The organism is Acidimicrobiales bacterium (assembly GCA_035294085.1).
Taxonomy (GTDB): Bacteria; Actinomycetota; Acidimicrobiia; order Acidimicrobiales; family Bog-793; genus DATGLP01.
The window spans coordinates 1-24364 of the sequence record DATGLP010000001.1; the positions used below are offsets into that span (position 1 = coordinate 1).

20 protein-coding genes are annotated in these 24364 nt (G+C 75.4%); 6 read left to right on the top strand and 14 right to left on the bottom strand.

The genetic code is table 11. The features are described 5' to 3' along the window. Positions 1–706: 706 nt before the first annotated feature. The 4 genes from VKV23_00005 to VKV23_00020 all read right to left on the bottom strand — a co-directional run bounded on the left by VKV23_00005 (position 707) and on the right by VKV23_00020 (position 7434). On the bottom strand, positions 707–1477 hold the full coding sequence (locus tag VKV23_00005; protein ID HLI14424.1) for a universal stress protein: 771 nt from the start codon (positions 1475–1477) through the stop codon (positions 707–709). Further along, positions 1462–4446, bottom strand: a complete 2985-nt coding sequence (locus VKV23_00010; protein HLI14425.1) for a glycosyl hydrolase family 65 protein — start codon at positions 4444–4446, stop codon at positions 1462–1464. Before VKV23_00010 ends, VKV23_00005 begins: the two co-directional genes overlap by 16 nt. After that, the gene (locus tag VKV23_00015; protein ID HLI14426.1) at positions 4443–5483 is read right to left on the bottom strand and encodes an LLM class flavin-dependent oxidoreductase; all 1041 of its coding nucleotides are present in this window, start codon (positions 5481–5483) and stop codon (positions 4443–4445) included. Before VKV23_00015 ends, VKV23_00010 begins: the two co-directional genes overlap by 4 nt. A gap of 1222 nt (positions 5484–6705) precedes the next feature. Continuing rightward, entirely contained in the window at positions 6706–7434 is a 729-nt protein-coding gene (locus VKV23_00020) for a hypothetical protein (protein HLI14427.1), read from the bottom strand. Between the two features lie 220 nt (positions 7435–7654). Between VKV23_00020 and VKV23_00025 the strand changes: the two genes are divergently transcribed. Then, entirely contained in the window at positions 7655–8290 is a 636-nt protein-coding gene (locus VKV23_00025; GenBank protein HLI14428.1) for an RNA polymerase sigma factor, read from the top strand. Continuing rightward, a complete protein-coding gene (locus VKV23_00030; protein ID HLI14429.1) occupies positions 8283–9365 on the top strand; it encodes a hypothetical protein in 1083 nt (360 codons plus the stop codon). The genes VKV23_00025 and VKV23_00030 overlap by 8 nt, the downstream gene beginning before the upstream one ends. Before the next feature lie 15 nt (positions 9366–9380). Here the strand turns inward: VKV23_00030 and VKV23_00035 are convergent, their stop codons facing one another. The 3 genes from VKV23_00035 to topA are packed head-to-tail and all read right to left on the bottom strand — an operon-like array spanning position 9381 to position 13858. Next, positions 9381–10445: a hypothetical protein gene (locus VKV23_00035; protein HLI14430.1), complete on the bottom strand. Its 1065-nt coding sequence runs from the start codon at positions 10443–10445 to the stop codon at positions 9381–9383. Continuing rightward, on the bottom strand, positions 10442–11050 hold the full coding sequence (gene tmk, locus VKV23_00040; GenBank protein ID HLI14431.1) for a dTMP kinase: 609 nt from the start codon (positions 11048–11050) through the stop codon (positions 10442–10444). The genes VKV23_00035 and tmk overlap by 4 nt, the downstream gene beginning before the upstream one ends. Before the next feature lie 30 nt (positions 11051–11080). Beyond that, positions 11081–13858 (bottom strand): type I DNA topoisomerase, encoded by a 2778-nt coding sequence (gene topA, locus VKV23_00045; protein HLI14432.1) that lies wholly within the window; start codon positions 13856–13858, stop codon positions 11081–11083. Between the two features lie 123 nt (positions 13859–13981). On the opposite strand from topA, the gene VKV23_00050 reads away from it, so the two are divergent. From VKV23_00050 to VKV23_00060, 3 genes are read left to right on the top strand one after another with little or no spacing between them, the layout of a single operon-like run. Continuing rightward, positions 13982–14671 (top strand): TrkA family potassium uptake protein, encoded by a 690-nt coding sequence (locus tag VKV23_00050; GenBank protein HLI14433.1) that lies wholly within the window; start codon positions 13982–13984, stop codon positions 14669–14671. Further along, a complete protein-coding gene (locus VKV23_00055; GenBank protein HLI14434.1) occupies positions 14668–15330 on the top strand; it encodes a TrkA family potassium uptake protein in 663 nt (220 codons plus the stop codon). Before VKV23_00050 ends, VKV23_00055 begins: the two co-directional genes overlap by 4 nt. Then, positions 15327–16196 (top strand): HAD-IB family hydrolase, encoded by an 870-nt coding sequence (locus VKV23_00060; protein HLI14435.1) that lies wholly within the window; start codon positions 15327–15329, stop codon positions 16194–16196. Before VKV23_00055 ends, VKV23_00060 begins: the two co-directional genes overlap by 4 nt. A gap of 164 nt (positions 16197–16360) precedes the next feature. Here the strand turns inward: VKV23_00060 and VKV23_00065 are convergent, their stop codons facing one another. From VKV23_00065 to VKV23_00095, 7 genes are all read right to left on the bottom strand, one after another. After that, entirely contained in the window at positions 16361–17299 is a 939-nt protein-coding gene (locus VKV23_00065; GenBank protein HLI14436.1) for a TIGR03560 family F420-dependent LLM class oxidoreductase, read from the bottom strand. Positions 17300–17437: 138 nt separating this feature from the next. Continuing rightward, on the bottom strand, positions 17438–17863 hold the full coding sequence (locus tag VKV23_00070; protein ID HLI14437.1) for a pyridoxamine 5'-phosphate oxidase family protein: 426 nt from the start codon (positions 17861–17863) through the stop codon (positions 17438–17440). Positions 17864–17947: 84 nt separating this feature from the next. Continuing rightward, complete coding sequence (locus VKV23_00075; protein ID HLI14438.1) at positions 17948–18385, bottom strand: hypothetical protein; 438 nt, start codon at positions 18383–18385, stop codon at positions 17948–17950. A 198-nt stretch (positions 18386–18583) separates the two neighbouring features. Beyond that, the gene (locus VKV23_00080) at positions 18584–19975 is read right to left on the bottom strand and encodes a sigma-70 family RNA polymerase sigma factor (protein ID HLI14439.1); all 1392 of its coding nucleotides are present in this window, start codon (positions 19973–19975) and stop codon (positions 18584–18586) included. A 287-nt stretch (positions 19976–20262) separates the two neighbouring features. Continuing rightward, positions 20263–21201, bottom strand: coding sequence for a sigma-70 family RNA polymerase sigma factor (locus tag VKV23_00085; GenBank protein HLI14440.1), 939 nt, complete (start codon positions 21199–21201; stop codon positions 20263–20265). Between the two features lie 141 nt (positions 21202–21342). Further along, a complete protein-coding gene (locus VKV23_00090; protein HLI14441.1) occupies positions 21343–21960 on the bottom strand; it encodes a hypothetical protein in 618 nt (205 codons plus the stop codon). Next, complete coding sequence (locus tag VKV23_00095) at positions 21957–23702, bottom strand: NAD+ synthase (GenBank protein ID HLI14442.1); 1746 nt, start codon at positions 23700–23702, stop codon at positions 21957–21959. The genes VKV23_00090 and VKV23_00095 overlap by 4 nt, the downstream gene beginning before the upstream one ends. 96 nt (positions 23703–23798) lie before the next feature. On the opposite strand from VKV23_00095, the gene VKV23_00100 reads away from it, so the two are divergent. Continuing rightward, on the top strand, positions 23799–24364 hold a 566-nt coding region (locus tag VKV23_00100), incomplete at its 3' end, for a glutamine synthetase beta-grasp domain-containing protein (protein ID HLI14443.1).

A 24364-nucleotide genomic window follows, 5' to 3' on the forward strand; every position in this document is an offset into this window, starting at 1 on the left:
TCGGCTTTCGCGTCACGATCGAGCCAGCCGAAGCCGCCTGAGCTGTCCCCAGGACTGAACAGCGGGACTTCGTCCCGAGCGGGGCTCCGCCCCGCACCCCTTGACCTCGCGCGTCCCGATGACAGGGTTTTCGTGTCAGCCGTCGTGGCCGCCGCACGAGGCCAAGAGGAGCCACCGGATCTCGCTCGGCTCCTGCGCCCCAGGTGGGCACCGGCGAGCCGGCGCCCCGAGGAGGCGACGCTGCGACCGTCGCCGCCGTAGGCATCGGGCGAGTCGTGGACATCGCTCGACGGCGGGCGGGAGCGCCCGACGCCACCGCCGAGGTGCGACCGGTGGCCGACGCGGGCCTCGCTTCGGCGGGGGCGGCGCTCGCCGCGCTCGCCTCGTCGAGCCCGATCGCAACGTCGTGGGCGTCGACCGTCTCGTCGACCCCGACACCGCGGCACGCCGGCGCGTGCCCGGCTGCGCAGCGAGGAGCACGCCGTCGCCGTCCGCGCTGGACGACGCGACGCGAAGGTCCCCTCGACGCGAGTCGGGGACCCTGCGGTCGGGCGCGCGCCCCGGCGCGTGGGTCGTGGACGCCCAGCGAGGCGCATCCCTCCGGCTCGGCGCCGAGCGCCCGGCGCGCGCCTCGCACCGCCGAGGCCCGAGCATCACCCGAGCGTCGCCGCCCGCTCCAGGCCGGCGCCAGCGGGCGTGGCCGCCTTCAGCCCTCGGCGCTCGCCACCGGCAGCAGGAGCACCGGGACGCGAGAGCGGCTGAGCACGTCGCGCACCGTCGCCGCCCTGCCTTCGGTCAGATCGCGCGACCAGCCGAGCACGACGACGTCGACGTCGTGCTCGGCTGAGAACTGCGTGATCTCCTGACCGGCGGCCCCCGTCCGGAGGTGGAGCTGCGCGCCGAGGTGAGGGAGGTGGCGGGCGAGGAAGGCCGTGGACCAGACCTGGGCGCCGTGCTGGGACGCGTCCCAGTAGCGCGGCGCGGTCTTCGCGTCGAAGACGTGCAGGCCGAGCACCTGGAGGCCGGCATCGGCGAGCCGCCGCACCACCTCGTCCACCCCCCGGGAGGCCGCCGCGGTGCTGTCGAGCGGGACGAGCACCCGCTCCCAGCGCTCGGCGCTGGCCTCCGGCGGCACGAGCAGCACCGGCTTCTCGACCCGCTGGATCACCTCGAGCGCCGTGCGGCCTGCCGGTCGCCTGCCGGCGGGATGGCCGCGGCTGCCGAGGACGAGCGCCACCGCCTCCGGATCCGACAGCGCCGCCACGAGGAGCTCGGACGCTGGGCCCTCGAGCTGGCGCAGCTCGACGCCCCTGCGCTCGCATAGCGCGGCGACCGTGCGCCCGGCGCCGGTGACCACGTGGATCGCTCGCAGCTCGGCGCCGAGCACCTTGGCCAGCAGCCCGGCCGCCGCGAGCGTCGGCTGGGCGGCCGGGCTGTCATCGAGCGCGGCGAGGACGACGGTCACGCCCGTGTCCATCCCGCAGGAGACCGCGTCCCATGCACCGTCGAGCCGACGGCCACCGGGGAGCGGCCGACACGCACCGGCACCGGCCGCTCGGCGCGCAGGACGAGCGCGTCGTGGGCGATCTCGACGCGCAGCGCCTGCCCGCGAAAGTGCAGGCACACGTCGAGCTGTCGCCAGCGGTCCGGCAGCGCCGGGTCGAGCGCGAGCGCCTCCTCGCCCGGGCGGATCCCCGCGAAGCCGACCACGGCAGCCTGCCAGAGGCCGCCCATCGCCGCGAGGTGGACGCCGCCGGCCGTCGTCCCCGTGACGTCGTCGAGGTCGATCCGGCAGCCGAGGTGGAACAGCTCCAGTGCCTCGTCGCCGCGCCCGAGGCGCGCCAGCACGGCAGCGTGGATGGCGGGGGACAGCGAGCTCCCGTGCGCCGTGCGCGGCAGGTAGAAGTCGGCGTCGACCGCGAGCGCCCCGGGGTGAAGCTCGCCGGGGACGAGGTGGTGGGCCATGAGCACGTCCGCCTGCTTCACGACCTGCGAACGGGCGAGCCGCTCCCTGCCGAGCAGGATGTCGGCCGCGACCGGCGGCTCGGCGAACTCCGTGATCAGGAGCGGCTCGAGGCCGAAGTACCCGTCGAACTGCTCGTAGCCGCCCGAGGCCGGGTCGAAGCCATCGACGAGCGCTGCCGCCAGGCGCTGCCAGCGCTCGCGCTCACGGCGCGACGCCCCGCCCGTTCGGGCGAGCGCGGCCGCGTAGCGCAGGTGCCAGCGCGCCATGACGTTCGTGTACGCGTTGTCGTCGACGAGCTCGTGGTACTCGTCTGGCCCGATGACGCCGCGCAGGTGCGCCCTGCCGTCCCGGTCCCACTCGGCGCGAGCCGCCCAGTAGCGGGCGGTGTCGAGGACGAGCTCGCGCCCGCGGCCCTCGAGGACGGCGTCGTCCCCGGTCCAGCACCGGTAGTGGTGCATCGCCCACACGACGTCGGCGTTGATGTGCTCCTCGCGCTCGCCGGTGTGGATCGCCACCTCGCGTCCCTGCCAGTCCCTCACGCGCCGGGGCGTCACGTCCCGTCCGCTGTCGGCGGACTCCCACGGGAAGCGAGCGCCCGGCAGGCCGCGGGCGGCCGCCTCGTAGCGGGCCGCCTCGAGGCGGTTCAGCCGGTAGGCGATCATCGAGCGTGCGCCCTCCGGGAACGTCGCTGCGAGGGCCGGGAGGACGAAGACGTCGGCGTCCCAGAAGACGTGGCCGGCGTAGCCGAGGCCGGTCGCGCCCCGGGCGCCCACCGCCGCCTCACCGGACGGCGGCGCGGCGCTGAGGAGGTGGAAGAGGGCGAAGCGCAGGGCTCGCTGCGCGGCCTCGTCGCCGTGCACGACCACGTCGGCGCGCTCCCAGCGTGACGCCCACGCCGCGCGGTGGGCGGCGAGCAGGGCGTCGAAGCCTTCCTCGCGCACGGCGGCGAGCTGCCGATCGAGTCGGCGGCGCCGGCGCGCCCCGCGGCGCACCGCCCCGTAGACGGCGAAGCGCTCGAGCGCGCTGACCCCCTCGCTCTCGGTGGTCTCCTGGCAGGCGACCGCCGCGATCGAGACGTCGCCGCTTGCCGTGACCGCCCAGTCCACCGTGCCGTCGCTCCCGGCGCGGGCAACGAGCTGCGGGGCGAGCGCGCCGAAGGCACCGGGATCGGGGTCGACGAGGGCGCGCGCCGGCCAGGTCCTGCCGCGCGCCTCGGCGCGCAGCGCGACGGCGTTCCCGGCGGTGAGGGGGACGAAGCGCGCCGTGCGCAGGCCCTCCTCGCCGCCTGGCGGCTCCCGCACGAGCACCCCGGTGCGCAGGTCGAGGATCCGCAGGCACGGGGTGGTCACGTCGCCGCCGAGCGCCGTGCTCGAGGGACCGGGCAGCAGGCTCGGCATCCCGTCGCTCCCCCTGCCGAACACGCCCGGGAGCAGCGCCATGCGCAGCGCCCGCGCGTCCGCGTCCTCGAGGTCGCCACGCACCGTGAGACTGCCCGAGCCGAGCGCGAAGAGGCTCCCCTGCACGCTCGGGTCCCGCTCCTCCCGCCCGAGAGCCACGGACCAGTCCGGGTCGAGGTCGACGCGCGGGACCGCCCGGCGCCGGCGGAGCTCGAGCTGGTCGTCGAGGAGCCGCAGGAGCATCGACGGCCCGCCGCCGAGCCAGAGGACCCCCTCGGGCGGCCCTCCCGGCTCGACGCCGACCGAGACGGCGACGGCCCGCCCACCGCCCGGGTCGAGCAGGCGGGCGTCGCTGCCGGGCACCCCGCCGAGCGGGCCGAACTCGTCGCCGACGACGAGGACGAGCCCAGGCCCCACCCCGCGCCGCCAGAGCTCGCCGAGGACCCAGCGCATCGAGTCCGACTTGTCCGTGAGGCCGATCTCCACGTGCTTCGCGTCGCTCGTCACGCGGGCGTCCACGAGGCCCGCCTCGGCCGCGGCCTTGCGCGCCACGTCCACCACCTCGGCCAGGCCGGCGACGCCCTTCGCCCGCAGGCGCCGAGTGACCGCCGCGAGGAGGCGGGCGACCTCGGTCTTCCTCGGGTCGGCCCAGCGGGGCGTCGGGACGAGGTCGATCTTGCGCCGGTTGAGGCGGGAGGTGACGACCCGGGCGCGAAGCCCCCGGCTGGCGAGCCACTCGAGGGTGCGCGCGGCCGCCTGGTCGAGCGCCGCGAGCTCGGCCGGGCCCGCCTCGCGGCGATGGAGGAGCTCCGGACCGCGCTCGCCGACGGCGAAGACCTCCGATCCCCGGTTGAGGGCGAGGTACAGGTGGCCGGGCCCCCGCGGCCGGGCGCGCAGCTGCCCGTCGACGTTGCCAACGTTGGTACCACTCACGACGACGACGTCGACGCTGGCCGCAACGAGCGACTCGACCCGTGCGCGCAGCGCCCCCGCGTCGCTCGCGCGATCGGCGACCGCGGTGCCGTCCCAGTCGAAGACGACCGCCTCGAAGCGGGTCTTCGGGCGGGCCGGCGACGGCCTCACCCGCTCGCTCCTCCAGCGCCACCACCCGGGCGGGCGGTGGCTCGGAGCCGGGCGAGCACCTCGGCGCAGCCCTCGAGCGTCTCGCGCAGCCCCTCGAACATCGACGGGCGCCGGGGCGCGGCGAGGTTCATGCTCGCGCTCGTGAAGCCCAGCGCGAGCGCCCGGCTCGCCAGCTCGGCGCACTCGGCCGGCGTCCCCGCGACAGCGAAGCGGCGCACCACCTCGTCGTCGACGAGCTCGTCGAGCTCGGGATCGTCGGAGCGGTCGTGGGCGAAGTACCAGCCCTTCGAGCGGGCGAGGGCGGCCTCGACCCTCGCCATCCACCGCCCGCCGTCCCGCTCGGCCAGGTCCGGGGGACGGACGATCGCGGCGTAGTGGGCGGCGTAGCGGCGGACGCTCGCTCGCGCGAGCACCCCGTCACGCGAGACGCACACCGTCAGGCGCAGCGCGATCTCGACGTCCTCCGGGGAGCGGCCAGCCCGCGCCGCTCCCTCGGCCACGAGCCGGCGGTAGCCGGCGGCGACCTCCCCGTCGGCGAGCCGACCGCCGACGAGCGCGACGTCGGCGAGCTCGCCGGCGAGGCGCAGGATCTGCGGGCTCCGGCTGCCGATCGAGACCGGCACGGGGCGCACCGGACCGACCATGCGACCGCCGTCGATCGTGATCGTCCGGCCGTTGAGGTGCACCTCCTCGCCGCGAAGCAGCGCCCGGATCGCCGTCACCGCCTCGCGCAGCGCGGCGACGGGCCGCTCGTAGGCCATGCCGAGCTGCTCGAGGCCGGCGCCGACCCCGATCCCGAGGAACGCGCGCCCGTCCGAGGCATCCTGGAGGGTCGCCATGATCCCGGCGAGCACCGCCGGGTGGCGCGAGTAGGGGTTCGTGACCATCGGACCGAGCTCGATCCTCGTCGTCTCGCGAGCAGCGAGCGCGAGGAGCACGAAGCAGTCCGGCCAGAAGACGACGTCGGAGATGCCAAGCCGGTCGAAGCCCACCTCCTCGGCGAGGCGAGCGAGCTCGATCGCCTCGGCGCTCGTCATCCCGGGCGTGACCTCGGCTTCGAACGTCGGCTGCAGGGTCCCTCCTCCAGGCACAGCGCGCCACCGCTGCCGGCGCCGCGGTCTCGCACCCGATCTTCGCACGCGAGTCGAGCTGGCGAGGCGCTCGGCCAGGCGAGCTCCTCGCCGGCGAACCTGCGCGAATCCCGCCTCGCGCCAGGCGGGCTCGGTAGGGTGTGGGCCGTGCCCGACGGGCCGAGGAAGCTGCGCGCGCCGCACCTGCCGAAGCGGCCAGGCCGCCCGAACCCGGCGGCGGCCGCCAGGCCGGACCGTGCCGCCGTGCGCCGGCCTCGCTCGGCGCGCGCCGGGAGCACGACGGCAGGCGCGGCCCCGGGCGCAACGCGGCCCGGGCCTCGCGCCAACCACGCGCCGGCCGCGGCTCGCGCCGGGGCGACGAAGCGCGCTGCACCCCGGCGCCCGACGCTCCCGAAGCCGGCGCGAGCGCCGCGGCGCCCGCTCGCCGCGGCCGGCCCACCGAGCCCGCGCCGCAAGCCCCCCGGCACGTCCCGCCGAGCGGCACCGACGCGCGTCGGTGCCGCGCCGTCCGGCGCTGCCAGCAGGACCTCGCCAGCCCAGCGCAGCTCGCCAGCCCAGCGCGCCTCGGCGCGGCCGCGTGCCGAGGCGCGCGCGCAGCGGCGCCCGCACCTGCCACCGATGCGCCGCGACCCCGGTCCGTCGAGCCGCTCGGGCTCGCGCGCGACGCCGGGCACGAAGGCGGCGAAGCCCCCACGGCCGGCCAGGCTCGCGCCGCGGCGGTCCACCGCGGCGGCCTCGGGCCCGAGCCGGGCGGCGCGCGCGGGCACGGGAACGCCCGGGGCGGCGCCAGCCGCGCCGGCGGCGCGCGTGGCGACGCCAGGGTCCTCGCGGCCGGGCGCCGCGGCGAGGCCCCCGAGCAAGCTCAAGCTGCGGGCGGCGGCCAAGGCGTCGAGGCCGCGCACGCCGAGCCCCGCAGGCACACGGGCGCGGCCAGCCGCTGCGAAGGCGCCGAAGCCGCGAACGCCGACGGGCACCGCGGCGAGGCCTCCGAGGCCTCCGAGCAAGCTCAAGCTGCGGGCGGCGGCCCGTGCTCGCGCGCCCGGCAGCACCCCGGCGGGCGGTGCGCGCTCGAGCCGTGCCCCAGCTCGAGCGCGCACCGCAGCCCGGCTGCCGAGCAGCCCCGCCGAGCGCTCGCTCGGGCAGGGCCGCTCGGAGGGGCGCTAGCCCGCTACGACGAGATGTAGATGTAGTTGATCAGGTCGTTGACGGCGTTGCCGACGTAGCTCTCGGCCTCCCAGGGGTTGCCGAAGATGTAGGCCCCGCTGCCGTCGCCGTTCTGCACCCCGTAGAAGTAGCAGGCGGTGTCGTTGATGTACGACGAGAGCTGGTCACCGAAGCCGTAGTCCCACAGGTCGTACCAGTAGTCGGTGATCTGCAGGGCGAGCACCGTCCCGCCGTAGTTGATGTTCTGGTAGAGGTAGAGCCACTCCCAGTTCGCCTGGCAGTAGGCGCCGTGGCCGACCGCTCGCGCCGACGTGCCGAGCCTGAAGGAGCGCAGCCGCGCGAGCGCGCGCCGAGCGAGCGCCCTCGCGTGCCCCCGTAGCTGCGCGCTCGAGATCGTGCCGCCCTGGACCGTCGGGTAGGCGCCGATCGAGCGGTACATCGCGTCGGCCGAGCTGAAGCACTCGGTCGCGCCGTTCGCGTACGCCGCGCAGGCCTTCGCGCCGTCCCATCCCTGCGCCAGGTCGATGGTCTGGCCGTTGTAGGTGGCGTAGCCCTCGGGGCCGACCGGCGACGGCTCGTGGCGAACCGCCGACGCGCGCGCGGCCCGCGTCGGCGCCGCGAAGGTCGACGCCCGACGGGCTCCCGAGTGCCGGGGCGCCGCGCTCGCAGGGAGCGCGACGAGCAGCGCGGCCGCCGCTGCCGCGCCGATGATCCTTCCGATGTGCCTTCGCATCCTGCTCCTTGCTGCTCGAGCCCCGGCTCCGCCACAACCGGAGGCGTCCTCGCGCTTCAACGGCGAAACATCAAAAGTCCTCTCGGACATTGATACTTCACGAGGCATGATAGGCCGCTCCAAGCAAGGGTTGCAGTACCTCGGAGAAATTATTTCAGGATTTTGCTGAAAGATTGAGAAACTGGCCGAACAAGAAGCAATCCTCGAGCGAGCGGCAGGCATGAACGCGCTCTCCTACCGCGAAGACGCGCCATCATGGTTGCATGCGACGAGACGGCTCGGCGGCACCGTGAGCGCGCCGGCCGACGACGTCGCGCGCTTTCGCGCCGCCTTCGAGCGCCACTACGACGCAGTCCTCGCCTACGCGCTCCGTCGCTGTCCGACGCGCGAGGACGCCGAGGAGATCGTCGCCTCCACGTTCACGACCGCCTGGCGCCGCATCGACAAGCTCGCGCCCGAGCCGTTCACGCTGACGTGGCTGTATCGCGTCGCCTGGCGCACGCTCGCCAACCAGCGACGCAGCGCGTCGCGGCGCGACCACCTCCTCGGTCGCCTCGGCCGCCTGCGGACGAGCAGCGCAGCGCACGACCTCGACGAGGCCGGCGACCAGGAGGCGCTCGTGCTCGCCGCCCTGGCACGCCTCAAGCCCCGCGAGCAGGAGGTGCTGCGCCTCGTGGCCTGGGAGGAGCTCTCCTACGCCGAGGCGGCCGAGGTGCTGCGCTGCTCGCCGAACGCGTTCGCCATCCGCCTCCACCGCGCCCGCCTCGCGCTCAAGCACGAGCTCGCCGCGCTCAGCACCCCGCGGGCGCCGGCCGGCGCTGGCGACACGCAGCGGAACGCGAGCGCCCATGCCTGAGCCGGTCGCCGACCCGATCGCCCTCTTGCGGGCAGCAGACCCCGTGCCGGCCGAGGCGGTGCGCGGCGCCCGACGCTCGGCGTCGGCCGTCGCGCTGTGCGACGCGATCCTCGCCACGAAGCGGCGGCGCCTCGCGTGGCACTGGCAGCTCACGCCCGTCCTCGCCGCCCGGCGCGCGGCCGCGACGCGGCACGCGCCGGCACGAGCGCCCGAGCTCGACCTCCTCCGTCGGCACAACCCGGCCCCCACGGTCGCGCCGGCCGGGCTCAGCATGCGTGCCGAGGCGCTTCGCGAGTCGATCCTCGCGGGCGCGCGCGACGACGGGCGAGCGAGCCAGCTCGCCACGCCCGCAGGCGAGCGGCCCGACCTCCTCGACGTGCTGCGGGGCGCGAACCCGCGGCGTGCGCAGCCGGCTCCCAGCAGGCTCAGCGCGCGTGCCGAGGCGCTCCTCGCGTCGATCGTGGCGGAGCGGGCCGCCGCCGCGGTTCCGTGGTGGCGCCGCCGGCGCGTCCTCGCCCCCCTGGCGGGCGTCCTCGCGCTCGGGGCCACCGCCGCCGGCTACACGCTGGCGAACGCGCCGCCGAGCCAGTCCTTCGCCGTGGTGTGCTACGCGAGCGACAGCCTGCAGGCGGCGCGCTTCGCGCCCGGCGCCGGCAGCGACCCGGTCGCCGCCTGCGAGCTCGCCGCGCCGAGCGCGTCGCCCTCGAGCGGGAGCGCGCCGCGCTTCGTCGGCTGCATCCTCCCCTCGGGCACCGAGGGCCTCTTCCCCGGGACCTCCAGCGACGTGTGCACCCGGCTCGGTCTGCCCGCCGCCCTGCCGCCGACGCCCGAGGACGTGCGCCTCGCGAGCTTCGTCTCCTACCTCTCCAGCCGCCTCACCGCCGCAGCCTGCGTCGGGGAGCAGGCGGCCGTGCAGGTGGCGGAAGCAGCGATCGCGCGCTTCGCGATGAGCGGCTGGCGCGTCGTGCCGGGCGCGAGCGCCGGCGGGACAGGCGCGAGCTGCGCGACGGCGCGGGTCGACGGCGCCCACGACGAGGTCGTCATCATCGCCGTGGCGCGCCCGCCTGCGCCGTAGGGCGGCGCCCGGCGCTCAGGCGTCGAGCTCGAGCAGGAGCGACTGGAGGAGCAGGAGCTCGTTCGGGTTCCGCACCAGCTCCTTCGACGCCGCGTCGATCGCCGCGCACGCCGCGAGCAGGCGGGCGCTGCGGTGCGCGGGCGCCTCGCCGGTCCCGAGGCGTTCCCGGAGGACGGCCGCCAGCGTCGCGAGGCCGGCGCGCAGCTCATCGGTGCGCACCCGACGCCGCTCGCGCCGGTGCCGCTCCTCGATCTCCCGCCGCCCGACGAGCCGACGCTCCCCCGCGCGCGCCGCGGCCTCGAGCGCGGCGTCGAGCTCGGCGGCCTGACGCTGGGCGAGGACCTCGACGAGCTCGTCCGGCGCGGCCGCGAGCTCCTCCGCGAGCAGCGCCACCGTCGCCCCCGTGCCGTCGAGGCGGTCGAGGACGGCGCGCCAGCGCGCCTGGCGCGCCGCGAACCCCGGGTCGCGTGCGAGCAGGCGCGCCCGGTCGAGCCGCCCCGCGGCGGCGGCAGCGGCAGCCGGGGCGACCGCATCGGGCACCCCCTCCGCGCGGAGGACCTCCTCGATCGTGGCGGCGTCGAGCGACGCGAGCTCGACGGTGACGCAGCGGCTCGCGATGGTGGCGAGCGCCGGGGGGACGTGCTCGGCGAGCACGAGGAAGACGGTCGAGGGCGGCGGCTCCTCGAGCGTCTTGAGCAGCGCCGGGCCAGCCTCGTCCACGAGGTGGAAGTCGACGAGGATGATCACCTGGCGTGCCCCGGCGGCCGGAGAGCGCTGGGCGAGCGCGACGACCGCCCTCGCGTCGTCGACGAGGATCGAGGCGCCCTGGCGCTCGACGACGACCACGTCGACGTGGCGCCCGGCGAGCGCGTCGCGACACGACGGACAGGCGCCGCAGCCGCTCGCGGGACACACGAGCGCCGCGGCGAACGCGCGCGCGAGCTCCCGCTTGCCGCAGCCGGGCGGCCCGACGAAGAGGTAGGCGTGGACCGGCGCGGCGAGCGAGGAGGCCAGCAAGCCGGCGGCGCGTGCCTGGCCGGCCACCCCGGCGAGCACGGGCGGCAGCTCGCGAGCGGTCACGCCACCTCCTCGAAGCGCGCGGCGAGGAGGGCGAGGACGCGTGCGTGGACGGCGCCGGGGTCGCCCGTCCCGTCGATCACGGCCCAGCGATCCGGGTCGCCCGCCGCGAGCGCGTGGAACCCCGCCGCCACCCGGCGGTGGAAGTGGGGATCCTCGGCCTCGATTCGGTCGCGCGCCCCGGCGCGACGGGAGGCCGCCACCTCCAGCGGGACATCGAGCAGGATCGTGAGGTCCGCCACGAGGCCGTCCGAGGCGACGCGGCAGACGGCCTCGACCTGCGCGAGCGGTAGGCCGCGCCCGTAGCCCTGGTAGGCGAGGGTCGACCCGCTGAAACGATCGCACACGACGCTGCGCCCAGCGGCGAGCGCCGGGCGGATGCGCTCGGCGACGTGCTGGGCGCGGGCCGCCGCCACGAGCAGGAGCTCGGCGCGAGGATCGAGGGGGCCGAGGCGGTGCTCGAGCAGGAGCGAGCGGAGGTGCTCCCCGAGCGGGCTCCCGCCCGGCTCTCGCGTCAGCTCAGCCCCGAGCCGCTCGGCGAGCAGGCGTGCCTGCGTGGACTTCCCAGCCCCCTCCCCACCCTCGAAGACGATGAAGCGGGCGCCCACGAGCCGAAAGACTACGGCCCCGGGCGCTCCTCAGGACCGGGCTCGACGCCCGCCAGCCGCCCGCCTCGGCGCGGCCTCCGCCGTCGGCGCGGCCTTCTTCGCGGCCCGTGGGGATCCGGCTGCCCTCGTCGAGGCGCGCGCGGCCTTGCCGGCCGCCTTCTCGGCCGTGGTGGCGGCCTTCGCCGTCCCGGCGCGCCGGCGCCGGGTCGGCGCCGGGCCGGCGGCACGCCGCTCGGCGAGCAGCTCGAGGGCGCGCTCGAGGCTGAGCGTCTCGGGATCGTCGCCCCGCCGCAGCGAGGCGTTCACCGTGCCGTCGGTCACGTAGGGACCGAAGCGGCCGGAACGGAGCGTGACGGCCTGGTTCGTGTCAGGGTCGACCCCGAGGGGGCGCGCCGCGCCGGCGCGTCCGTAGGTGCGCTGCTTCGGGCGAGCGAAGAGCTCGAGCGCCTCGGCGAGGGTGATGTCGAGGAGCTGCTCCTCGCTCTCGAGGCTGCGGGAGTCGCCGCCCCGCTGCACGTAGGGGCCGTAGCGGCCGTTGCGCGCCACGACCTCCTCGCCGGTCGCCGGGTCGCGCCCGACGACGCGGGGCAGGGCGAGGAGGGCGAGCGCCTGCTCGAGGGTGACGCTGTCGGGCGACATCGACTTGAACAGCGACGCCGTGCGCGGCTTGCTCCCCGGTTCGGCCTCCCCGAGCTGGACGTAGGGGCCGAAGCGGCCGGCGCGCACGAGCACGGGCAGGCCGGTCGCCGGGTCGGTGCCGAGCAGGCGCTCGCCCGAGGGTGCGGCGAGGAGCTCCTCGGCCCGGGCGACGGTGAGCTCGTCCGGGGGGAGGTCCTCCGGGATCGCGGCCCGCTCCTCGCCGCGCTGCAGGTAGGGGCCGTACCGGCCGACGCGCACCACGATGGGCCGGCCCGCGGCGTCGGTCCCGAGGGGGATGGAGTTCACCTCCCTCGCGTCGATCGCCGCGAGGTGCTCGGAGACCGCCTCCTTGAGGCCCCGCCCGGGCTCGACGTGCTCGCCGTCGCCGTCGGGGGCGCCGAAGTAGAAGCGCTCCAGCCAGGGGACGGCCTCCTCCTGCCCGGAGGCGATCTCGTCGAGATCGTCTTCCATCGCGGCGGTGAAGTTGTAGTCGACGAGCTGCGGGAAGTGCCGCTCGAGGAGGTTGACCACCGCGAAGGCGGTGAAGGACGGGACGAGCGCGCTGCCCTTCTTCCAGACGTAGCCGCGGTCCTGGATCGTCTGCAGGATGCTCGCGTACGTCGAGGGCCGGCCGACGCCGAGCTCCTCGAGACGCCGGACGAGGGACGCCTCGGTGAAGCGCGCGGGCGGCTTCGTCGAGTGCCCCTCGGCGTCGACGGCGTGCACCTCGAGGTGCTCCCCGGCGCGCAGCGCCGGCAGGCGCCGCTCGCCGGGAGCGGCCTCCTCCTCGTCGTCGCCCTCGGCGTAGACGCTGAGGAAACCCGGGACGGTGATGACCGTTCCCGTCGCGGCGAACTCCGCCTCGGTGCCCTCGGGGGCCGCCGGCGAGTCGCCGGTCGTCCTGCCCACGATCCGCACGCGCGCGGTGACGCCCGTGGCGTCGACCATCTGGGAGGCGACGGTGCGCTGCCAGATGAGCTCGTAGAGGCGCAGCTCGTCGCGTCCGAGCTCGTCCGCGAGCTCGGCGGGCAGGCGGAAGTCCTCGCCCGCCGGGCGGATCGCCTCGTGCGCCTCCTGGGCGTTGCGCACCTTCCGGTCGTAGGTGCGCGGCCGGGGCGGGACCGCTGCCTCGCCGAAGAGCGCGCTGGCCTGGCGGCGAGCAGCGGCGAGGGCGCTCGACGAGAGCGTCGTCGAGTCGGTCCGCATGTACGTGATGTAGCCCTGCTCGTAGAGGCGCTGGGCGACCTGCATCGTCCGCTGCGCCGAGAACCGCAGCTTTCGGGCCGCCTCCTGCTGGAGCGTCGAGGTGATGAAGGGCGGGGCTGGCGAGCGCCGGTAGGGCTTCTCGTCGACGGCGGCGACGCGAAAGCGAGCGGGTGCGAGCGCGTCGGCGAGCGCGCGCGCCCCGACCTCGTCGAGGAGGACGACGCGCTCGGGGTGCTCCAGCTCCCCGGCCGCGGTGAAGTCGGAGCCGCTCGCGAGCGGCCGGCCGCCGAGGAGCGCGAGCTCGGCGTCGAGGGTCCCGCCCGCCTCCGTGGCGAAGCGGCCGGTGAGGCCCCACCACGTGCCCGGCCGGAAGGCCATGCGTTCCCGCTCGCGCTCGACGACGATGCGCGTTGCCACGCTCTGCACCCGACCGGCAGACAGTCCCTGCATCACCTTCTTCCACAGCACCGGCGACAGCTCGTAGCCGTAGAGGCGGTCGAGGATGCGCCGGGCCTCCTGGGCGTCGACGAGCCGACGGTCGAGGTCCCGTGGCGCGGCGATCGCGGCCTCGATGGCCTGGCGCGTGATCTCGTGGAAGACCATGCGCTTCACCGGCACGCGCGGCGCGAGCACCTCGAGCAGGTGCCAGGCGATCGACTCGCCCTCGCGGTCCTCGTCCGTCGCGAGCAGCACCTCGCTCGCACCCTTGAGGAGCCCGCGCAGCTTGCGCACCCGCTCCTGCTTGTCCTTGGAGATGACGTAGAGCGGCTTGAAGCCGTTCTCCACATCGACGCCGAGGCGCGCCCACGGCTCGCCCTTGTACGCCGCGGGCACCTCCGCCGCCGAGCGCGGCAGGTCCCGGATGTGGCCCACCGAGGACTCGACGATGTAGTCGGGACCGAGGAAGCGGGCGATTGTCTTGGCCTTCGCAGGCGACTCGACGATGACGAGAGACTTGGCCACGGCTCCAATCCTGGTGCGGATCGGGCGGAAGGTTACCGAGCGTCCAGCATGCCGGCCAGCGCGGCCGCGCGGCGCGCGACGTCGCCGTCGCGAGTTGTGCGCCGGCTCGATGGCGTGTTCGATATGCCGATGCACGTCGTCATCGTCGGTTGCGGGCGTGTCGGGGCCCGTCTCGCCGTCGAGCTCGTGCGCGACGGCCACACGGTCGCCGTCATCGACAAGCTCGAGTCCGCCTTCAAGCGCCTCCCGAAGGACTGGCCCGGCACGAAGGTCCTCGGTGCCGGCTTCGACCGCGACCGCCTCGAGGAGGCGGGGGCGACGAGGGCGGGCGCGCTCGCCGCGGTGACGAGCGGCGACAACTCCAACGTGCTGTGCGCCCGCATCGCGCGCGAGACCTACGAGATCTCCAACGTCGTCGCGCGCATCTACGACCCACGGCGCGCCGAGATCTACCAGCGCCTCGGCATACCGACCGTCGCGACGGTCACCTGGACGACCGAGCAGGTGCTGCGCAGGCTCTTTCCCGAGCGCGGCGCGGTCGAGTGGGCAGACCCGAGCGGGCGGATCCGGCTCGTCGAGCGCTCCCTGCCGACGGCCTGGTGCGGACGGCGCCTCGCCGACCTCGAGGCCGAGACGGGGGCCCGCGTCGTCGCCGTGACGCGCGGGGGCGTGCCCCAGCTCGGTCCCGCCGACCTGATCGGCCAGGAGGGTGACATCCTCTACATCGCCGTCACCTTCGGCGCGCGAGCGCTGCTCGACGAGGCGCTCGCGGGGCCGGTCGGGACCGAGGAGGAGGGGGGGGTCCGTCCGTGAGGGTGGTGATCGCGGGCGCCGGTGCCGTGGGGACCTTCCTCGCCGAGGACCTCGCAGCGAGCGGCCACGACGTCCTCGTCATCGAGAAGAGCCCCGGCACCGTCGAGCGCGTCCCGCGCGGTGCCTCGATCCAGCTCGTCGCCGCCGACGCGTGCGAGGTGGACACGCTCCAGGCCGCCGAGCTCGACAAGGCGGACGTCGTCGTGGCCGCCACCGGCGACGACGAGGACAACCTCGTCATCTCCCTGCTCGCCAAGCAGGAGTTCGCCGTCCCGCGCGTCATCGCGCGGGTGAACCACCCGAAGAACCACTGGCTGTTCAACGAGACCTGGGGCGTCGACATCGCGGTCTCCACGCCGCACCTGCTCTCCGCGCTCGTCGAGGAAGCAGTCTCCGTCGGCACCTTGGTCCGGCTCCTGCACTTCGAGGGGTCCGACGCCCGCCTCGTCGAGGTGACGCTCGCGCAGCGCTCGCCCGCGGCGGGCGTCTGCATCGCCGACCTCGGCCTGCCCCGGGGCGCGACCGTCGTCGCCGTGGTGCGCGAGGGGGACCTCGTCGTCCCCCGCGGCGACACCACGCTCCAGGTGGGCGACGAGGTGCTCCTCCTCGTCACCGGCGAGGCCGAGGACGAGGTGCGCAGCCTCCTCGTCGCGCCGTGACGAAGACGCCCGAGCGCGGCCCCTCGCCCACCACAGGCCGCGAGGCTGCCTTCTTCGACCTCGACAAGACGATCATCGCCAAGGCGGCCATGGCGGCGCTGCGCGGGCCGCTGTACGAAGGCGGGCTGCTCAACCGGCGCTCGCTCGCACGCGCCCTGTTCGCCCAGCTCGTCTACCTCCACCTCGGGGCGAACGAGCACCGGCTCGACAAGGTGCGCGAGGCCGTCCTCCGCCTGACGAAGGGGTGGGACCGAGAGGTGGTACGCGCCATCGTGGACGAGGCGCTCGCTCAGATCGTCGAGCCGATCATCTACGCAGAGGCGCTCGACCTCATTGAGCACCACCGCGCGCAGGGCCACCTCGTCGTCATCGTCTCCGCGTCGCCGGCGGAGATCGTCTCGCCGCTCGCGCGCCACCTCGGAGTCGAGGCCACGATCGCGAGCGAGGCGGAGGTCGACGAGCAGGGCCGCTACACGGGGCGCATGGCCTTCTACGCCTACGGCCCGTACAAGGCGGACGCCATGCGGGCCCTCGCTGCCGCCGAGGGGGTCGACCTCTCGCGCTCGTTCGCCTACAGCGACTCCTACACCGACCTGCCGATGCTCGAGGCGGTCGGCCACCCCGTCGCGGTCAACCCCGACCGGATCCTGGCGCGACTGGCACGCGAGCGCTCCTGGCAGGTGTGCACGTTCGCCAATCCGGTGCGCGTGCGTGACCGCATGCGCGTCGCGGTGCCCCAGCGCCGAGTCGCCTACGGCCTCGTCGTCGCCGTCGCCGGCTCCCTCGCCGTCGCGCTCGGCCGGTGGCTGAACGGCCGCGGCCTCGGCGACGGCGCACCGAAGCTCGAGGAGCGCTGCGTCCCCTAGCTCGGGCGCAGGCGTCGAGCGGCCACGATGCCGAGCGCGACGAGCACCGCCACGATGACCAGCTTCTTCAACATGGACCGCATGCTACCGGGGCTCGCCGCGCCCTTCCGGGCGCTGCCGCGCTCGCCTTCGGAGCGTCGCGGCTCGCGACGGCGCACGCCTCGTCAGCACGCCTCGACGAACGGCTGGACCTCCTCGCCCACGAGTCGCAGGTGGTCGAGGTCGGCGAGATCGAGCACCTGGAGGTAGAAGCGGCGCGCGCCCGCGTCGCGGTAGCGGGCCATCTTGTCCACGACCTCCGCAGGGAACCCCGCGAGGCCGTGCTCCCTCAGCTCCGCGACGTCCCGCCCGATCGCACGAGCCCGCCGTTCGAGCTCGGCTGGCGACGCGCCGCAGCACAGCACGAGGGCCACCGAGGTGACGACCGTCTCCGGGTCGCGCCCGACGGCCTCGCAGGCGCGGCGCACCGCCTCGAAGCGCCGCTGGGCCTCGCGCGCCGACACGAAGGACGCGTTGAACTCGTCGGCGTAGCGGGCCGCGAGGCTCGCGAGGCGCGGCCCGGCGCGCCCGCCGAGCACGATCGGCGGGTGGGGGCGCTGCAGCGGCCGGAGCGGGTCCGCCTCCAGACGGACCGAGCAGGTCGACCCCGCGTGCTCGAAGGTGGCCCCCGGGGCGGCCGACCAGACCCCGTGCAGGATTGCGAGCTGGTCCTCGAGCAGGTCGTAGCGGTCGGCCGCGGAAGGGAACGGTAGGCCGTACGCCTCGTGCTCGGCCTCGTACCACCCGGCACCGAGTCCGACCTCGACACGGCCGCCGCTCATGTGGTCGACCTGGGCGGCCACGACCGGGAACGTCCCGATCGGACGGAAAGTCACCGGCGAGACGAGCGTGCCGAGCCGAAGGCGCGACGTCTCGCGGGCGAGGCCGGCGAGGGTCGTCCAGGCGTCCGTGTAGGCGGGAAGCCCCGTCGCCGCCCCCATCTTGAGGAAGTGGTCCGACCGGAACCAGGCGTCGAAGCCGCATGCCTCGGCGGCGCGCGCCACGGCGAGCAGCTGGTCGTAGGAGGCGCCCTGCTGGGGCTCGGTGAAGATGCGCAGTGCCATGCCACACGCTAGAGCGCCGCCGGTGGCCGAGGCCGGCCGGCGCGCTCGGGCGAGCGGGCAGCCGGCGCTGGGCCGGGGGCGGAGCGCGCCCTCGCCGGGGACAGGAGGACCAGGCGCCCGACGCAACCGTCGCCTCCCTCACGGACATCCTCCCGACGCCTCGTAGCGATGACCCGACACCAGCGCCGGGTCGAGGTCGATGGCCCGGTCGAGCACGCAGGCGCGCACGAGCGGACCGCCTCGGCACTCCCGTTCGGCCGGGCTGCCCGATGGCTCGCGCCCCGGTCCGGCCGGCCCGACCACCACGACGCTCCAGCCGCACCGCTGCGCTTCGTCGTAGGCGTCGGCCTGGAACGCGACGATGACGGGGCGCCGGCCGACGAGCGGGAGCGGGCGGCCGCCGAGCGCGCCGAAGACGAGGCGGTCACCAGCCAGCGAGAAGGCGACCGGCACGATCGCCGGGAGCGCACCGACGCTCAGTGCGACGCGACCGAGGCAGGTGCTGCGGAGCGCGGCCAGGCACTCGCTCCGGGCGAGCGCTCGCACCCGCGGCGCTCTCAGCACCGACTCCTGCTCCCGCACGTGCCTCGCGCCCCAGCGGGCACCTGCGCACGAGCGTCCCGCGGCGCCGTCACGTGCGCGCCCGCCTCAGGTCCGGTCGTCCCCGTCCGGCCCACGAAGGTTACGGCCGAAGCTCGCGAGGGTCGCGTGCACCTCCTCGACGAGCTCGCCGAACGTCGGATGGCCATCGTCGAGCTGCGCCTTCGCGGCCAGGTAGGACGCCGCGAGCACGAGGCCGGACAGGAGGTCGAGGAGCCAGGACGCCCCTCCCTCGCCGTCGCCGAGCGTCGCGGCGGCGTGCACCACGGCGGAGGTGAGCAGCGCCTCGCAGCGCTCCTCGTCACCGAGCACGCACGCCCGGACGAGCTGGAAGGCGAGGTCGAGTGCCAGCCGGTCGAGAGCCCGCGGGCTCGCCCGACGGGCGGGGCCCCACCGAGGCAGCGAGCTCGCCGCCGGGGGTGCCGCACCGGACGCGCCGATCGCCCCGCACCTTCCCTTCCCGCGCAGTCGCCTGAAGCGCGCCATCGTCTCTCCCTCCGACTCCGGCAGCCGATCTCCTCCACTGAACGGGCGAGGGGACGCGAATCTTCTGCAGCGCGCCGCGCACCTCGGGATGGGCTCGCTCGCCGAGCACGCGCCCGCTCGAGGCCGGGGGCGAGGGCTGACGGCGAGAGCCGCGTGGCTCCGCGTGGCTTCGGCGCCTGGACCGCCAGAGCTTCGGCGCTACGGGGCCAGCGCGGCGCCGAGTGCCGGTGCTGCCTGGCGCAGGACCGCGACAGCCGCCGAGGCACGCGCTGCGACCTGGGCGCTCGCCTGGCCCGCGACCGTGCCGACCGTCGACGCGGCGGCTCCGGCCACGGCAGCCGTCGTCGCCGCGACCTGCGCCGCGCTCGAGCTCGCCAGCGAGCCGACCGCCGCGACGGTGCTGCCCGCCACCGCGAGGCTCGCGGCGACGGGGGGGCCGCCGGGAGGCGGCCCTCCCGGCGACGCAGGTGGCGGACCTCCCGGCGACGCAGGTGGCGGCCCTCCGGGCGCCCTGGCGGGGCTGCCGGGTGGCCCGGGCGGGCTCGGGGCACGCGGGCTGGACCGGACGGGCACGCCGGGTGACGGTCGGCTGGGCGACGACGAGGCGGGCGCCGGTCGGTTGGGTGACGGCCGGCTGGGCGCGAGCGCGCGTGGCGTCGGAGCCGCGGTGCGCGTCGAGGGCCGTGTCGCGGGGACCGCGGACGCGGGCATGGCCTGGCGCCGCGGCGGTGGCGGCGCAGCGGGGACCACCGGCGGTCGCGCCGGGACCGCCGCGGGCGCGGCCGGGGTGAGCGGCGGTGAGACCGTCGGTGCACCGCGCGGCTCCGAGGCGGTGAGCCCCGCGCCGACTGCTGCCGCGACGGCCGCTGTCGCTGCGAGCCGGCGCAGCGGCGATGCGAAGAGCCAGCCCGGCGACGTCGCCCCGCCGAGCCCTGCCGGGAGCCGCACGAGGAGGGAGCCGGCGTGGCGGACCTGCTGGCGGAGCCGACCCGCGATCGGCACCACCTCGAGCAGCGCCTGCCTCGCGGCGACGAAGCGCGCTCGCAGCGCACGTCGCGCCCGGAAGATGCGGGTCTGGATCGTGGCGACGTCGACGGCCCCGTGGGCGGCCATCCGCCGGTAGGTCCAGCCCAGGACCTCGCGCTGCGCGAGCACCTCCCGGTGGCGCGCCGGGAGCAGGCTCAGCGCCGTCGCGAGCGCGGCGGCGCTGTCGGGGTCCGTACCGCCGCGCTCTGGGGTCTGGGCGGCCAGGAGCTGCTCGATCCTCGCGGCCGAGGCGAGCGTCACCCGCGAGCGCCGCCGCAGGATGTCCGTGCAGACGTTGCGGGCGATCACGTCGAGCCAGGGTCGCACGCGCCGCTCGCCCCGCAGGCGCGGCAACGCCCTCCACGCCCTCGTCAGCGTCTCCTGCGTCGCGTCCTCCGCCTCCGCGGCGTCGCCCAGCCGCAGGAAGCACAGCCGCCGGATCCGCTCTGCATGCTCGCGGTAGAGCGCGTCGAACGCATCCGGCGCGGGCGCGCGAGCCGACGCCCGGCGGTTCGGTGCTCCCGCGGACCCTGGACTTCCAGGCAGCAGTTCGTGCCCTTCCACGTGCGTCCCACCGAACGAGCCGGGCGTCCCGCCGACGCGCCGAGCCGACGGCGCTGCTACCTATAACGTCCTTCGCGCCCCGGCAGTGAAGGGGGAACCGGCGCCCCGGTGGGGAGAGCGGCACGTGCGCGCGGGGGCGACGAGCCGAGACGAGCGGCTGGTTCGTCGACCGCTCGGTCAGTCGCCGCGGGCCACCCACTCCCGTGGGGCTTGGCGCGTCGCCGAGCGAGCCTCCGATGCGGGCGGGCGGCGCGCAGGGTGTCCTCGGCCCGCGGCGCGCCTCCTCCTCAGACCGAGAGGAGGTCGCGAGCCCCGGTGTCGCTCGAGGGGTGTCGCAGCTTCGACATCGCCCGCGCCTCGATCTGGCGGATGCGCTCGCGGGTCAGGTTGAAGTGCTCGCCGACCTCCTCGAGGGTGCGCGGCTCGCCGCGATCGAGCCCGAAGCGCAGGCGGAGGATCTCCCGCTCGCGCTCGTCGAGCGGTGCGAGGAGGCGGTTGATCTCGATCGGCAGCAGGGCGGTCGCCGCCATCTCGAAGGGCGACTCGGCCGAGCGGTCCTCGACGACGTCCCCAAGCTCAGCGTCCCCGTCCTCGCGCAGCGGCTCGGAGAGCGAGAGCGGTTCGGCACGGAAGCGCAGCGCCTCGATGAGCTTGTCCTCGGGGAGCTCCACCTCGGCGCCGAGCTCGGCGAGCGTGGCCGGGCGGCCCAGCTTCAGCTCCAGGCGGGCCTGCGCCTTCTGCACGCGAGCCAGGGTGTCGCCCGCGTGCACGGGGAGCCGGATCGTCCGGCCCGTGTTGGCGATGCCCCGGGTGATCGCCTGGCGGATCCACCAGGTGGCGTAGGTCGAGAACTTGAAGCCCTTGCGCCAGTCGAACTTCTCGACGGCGTGCATCAGGCCGAGGTTGCCCTCCTGGATGAGGTCGAGGAGCGGCAAGCCGGATGCCTGGTACTTCTTGGCGATGGAGACGACGAGGCGGAGGTTCGACTGGACGAAGGTGCGCTGCGCCTCGTCCCCCTGGCGGATCAGCCGCTTGAGCTCCCGCCGTCGCGCCGGGGTGAGGTCCTTGCCCCCCTTCGCCAGCTCGGCCTCAGCCTCGGCGCGCGCCTCGATCGCCTGCGCGAGACGGACCTCGTCGTCCTTCGTCAAGAGCGGGTACTGACCGATGTCGGTTAGGTACAGGCGAACGAGGTCTTCCTCGTCCCTCTCGACTCGCTCCTTCGCCAACCCTGCGGCCTCCGTGCTCTGCTTGCCACGCGCTACGCCGACCTGGAGCTGCCGCGCCTCGAGGGTGGTACGCGACGGCTACGCCCCCGGGCGGACGTCTGAGGGGTCCTGTGGAACTCCCCGATCAGTGTAACGACGGCGTCAAGGGTCGGACCGAGGACCGGGACCTGCCGGCGGAGCCGCCAGCGCGCCGTCCACCGCCGGGCGCGAGCCGGCCACATCGCCGGGACGCAGCGGCCCGAAGGGCCCCCCGACGCTCGCCACCAGGCGCCCGAGCCGCTGCGCTACCGGCAGGCCCGGACGGGGGGCGCCGAGGGCGCGTCCGTCCGCGAGCACGGCCTCGAGGTCGGCGACGGCTCGGCGCAGCGCGCGCACGAGGCCGCCGTCGCTGGCTGGGGCAGCCGCGGCGAGGCGCGCGCCGTAGGCGTCGAGCATCGCCGGGTAGAGCGCGTCGAGGAGCATCGGGAGCAGGTCGTCCTCGGCAGCCGACCCGAGCAGCGCGAGCGCCTCGTCGACCTCGGGGCCCGGCGAACGGGTGCACTCGCCGACGCCGGGGAGGCCGGCCGAGACGGGCAGCTGCCGCTCGAACAGCTCCGCCCGCCAGGCGTGCGCGCGGCTCGCCGCGGAGAGGTAGACGGCGAGAGCGGCCCGCTCGCAGCGGGCCGACCGCTCGCCGAGGACGGCGAAGGCGGCGAGCTCGACGTAGCGGTAGCGGCCGAGGAGATCGGCGGACTCGAGCAGCGTGAGCGGGAAGGTCACGGGCCCGTCCTCGCGAAGCGGGGCGGTGCGGCCGCGCGGAAGCGGTTCGTGATCGGCATGCGACGATCCTTGCCGAAGCCGCGGCTCGTCACCCGGGGACCGGGTGGCGCCTGGCGGCGCTTGTACTCGGCGCGGTCGACGAGGTCGAGGACGCGGCGCACGACCGCCTCCTCGAAGCCGGCCTCGACGAGCTCGCCGACGCCGAGGCCGCGCTCGACGTAGCCCTCGAGGATCGGGTCGAGCACCTCGTAGGGCGGGAGCGAGTCGACGTCGCGCTGGCCCGGCCGCAGCTCGGCGGTCGGTGCCTTCTCGAGGATCGCCTTCGGGATGAGGAAGGTGCCAGCGAGCTCGTTGCGGTAGGTGGCGAGCTCGTAGACGAGCGTCTTCGGGACGTCGCGGATCACGGCGAAGCCGCCGGCGGTATCGCCGTAGAGCGTCGAGTACCCGACGGCGGTCTCGCTCTTGTTGCCCGTCGTGAGCACGAGCCACCCGAACTTGTTCGACAACGCCATGAGGAGCGTGCCGCGGATGCGAGCCTGGAGGTTCTCCTCGGCGATGTCGGGCGGGAGGCCGGCGAAGCTCGGCGCGAGCAGGCCGAGCATCGCCTCGTGGGCCGCCTCGATCGGGATCGTGCGCAGGTCGATCCCGAGGTTCGACGCGAGCTCGGCGGCGTCGGTGAGCGAGCCGGGCGAGGAGAAGCGCGACGGCATGGACACCGCGTGGACGCGCCTCGGGCCGAGGGCGTCGGCGGCGATCGTCGCGACGAGCGCCGAGTCGATGCCGCCCGACAGGCCGACGACGACGTCGCCGAAGCCGTTCTTCTCGACGTAGTCGCGCGTCGCGAGGCGCAGCGCTGCGTACACCGCCTCGACCCGGCCGGAAGGTGCCGCCCGAGGCGCCGGGACGGACGCGCGCTCGCCCGGCGCGGCCTCGCTCACGACGACGAGCGGCAGCTCGAGCTCGGGGCGCTCGACGAGGGAGATCGCTGGACGCGGGCGCCGGAAGGCGGGAACCTCGAGCTCGGCGAAGAAGACGCCCTCGGCGAACTGCGGCACGCTCGCGACGAGCGCGCCGTCCTCGTCGAAGACCATCGATCCGCCGTCGAACACGAGCTCGTCCTGGCCCCCGACGAGGTTGACGTAGACGAGGACGCACCCCGAGTCCCGGGCACGAGTCGCCAGCATCGGCTCGCGCTCGGCGAGGGCGCCGGCCCGGTAGGGGGAGGCGTTCACGCTCACGACAACCTCCGCGCCGGCCGCGGCCAGGCGCGCGACGGGTCCCTCGGGGTGCCAGGCGTCCTCGCAGATCGTCACGCCGACGCGCACGCCCGCGACCGAGAACAGCGGGCTGTCGCCCCCTGCCGGAAGGAACCAGCGCCGCTCGTCGAACACGCCGTAGTTCGGCAGGAGCTTCTTGTAGCACACCCCGTGAACCTTGCCGTTCGCGCACACGGCTGCGGCGTTGTGCAGGCCGCGCCCGACGTGGACGTAGCCGACCACGGCCGCGCAGCGGCGGGTGCTCGCCGCCACCTCCTCGAGGGCGCGCACCTGCGCCGCGAGGAACGCCGGCTCGAGCAGCAGGTCCTCGGGCGGGTAGCCGGTGACGGCGAGCTCGGGGAACACGGCGAGGTCGGCCCCGGCCCGCTCTGCCTCCTCGAGCGCCGCGACGATCCGCCGGACGTTGCCCTCGAGGTCGCCGACGGCGGTGTCGATCTGGCAGAGGGCGCTGAGCAGCCGTGCCACCGCCTCATGGTAGCGACGGGTCGGGCCGCGGCGCCCCGGCCGGTCTGCGAGACTGGCGGGGAGACGACGGCCCCCCTGGCACCGCCCGGAGGCACGATGCAGAGCCAGCGCGACTACGTCCTGCGCACGGTCGAAGAGCGCGGCGTGCGCTTCATCCAGCTGTGGTTCACCGACGTGCTCGGGATCCCGAAGACCTTCTCGATCACCCCTGCCGAGCTGGAGGACGCCCTCGACGAGGGGATGACCTTCGACGGCTCCGCGATCGACGGCTTCAGCCGGGTCCAGGAAAGCGACGTGATCGCCCACCCGGACCCGACGACCTTCCAGATCCTGCCGTTTCGCGCCGGCCAGGACTCGACGATCGCCCGGGTGTTCTGCGACATCTCGGACCTCGACGGTCGGCCGTTCAACGGCTGCCCCCGGGGGGTCCTGCGGCGCCAGCTCGAGCTGGCCCACGCGCGCGGCTTCAGCTGCTTCGCCGCCCCCGAGCTCGAGTACTTCTACTTCGCCGGACCGAGCGCCGACGGTCCGCCCCGTCCGCTCGACTCGGGGACCTACTTCGAGCTCACGGTGGCGGACCTCGCGACCGACCTGCGCAAGAAGACCGTCCTCACCCTGGAGGAGATGGGCATCCCCGTCGAGTACGCCCAGCACGAGGACGC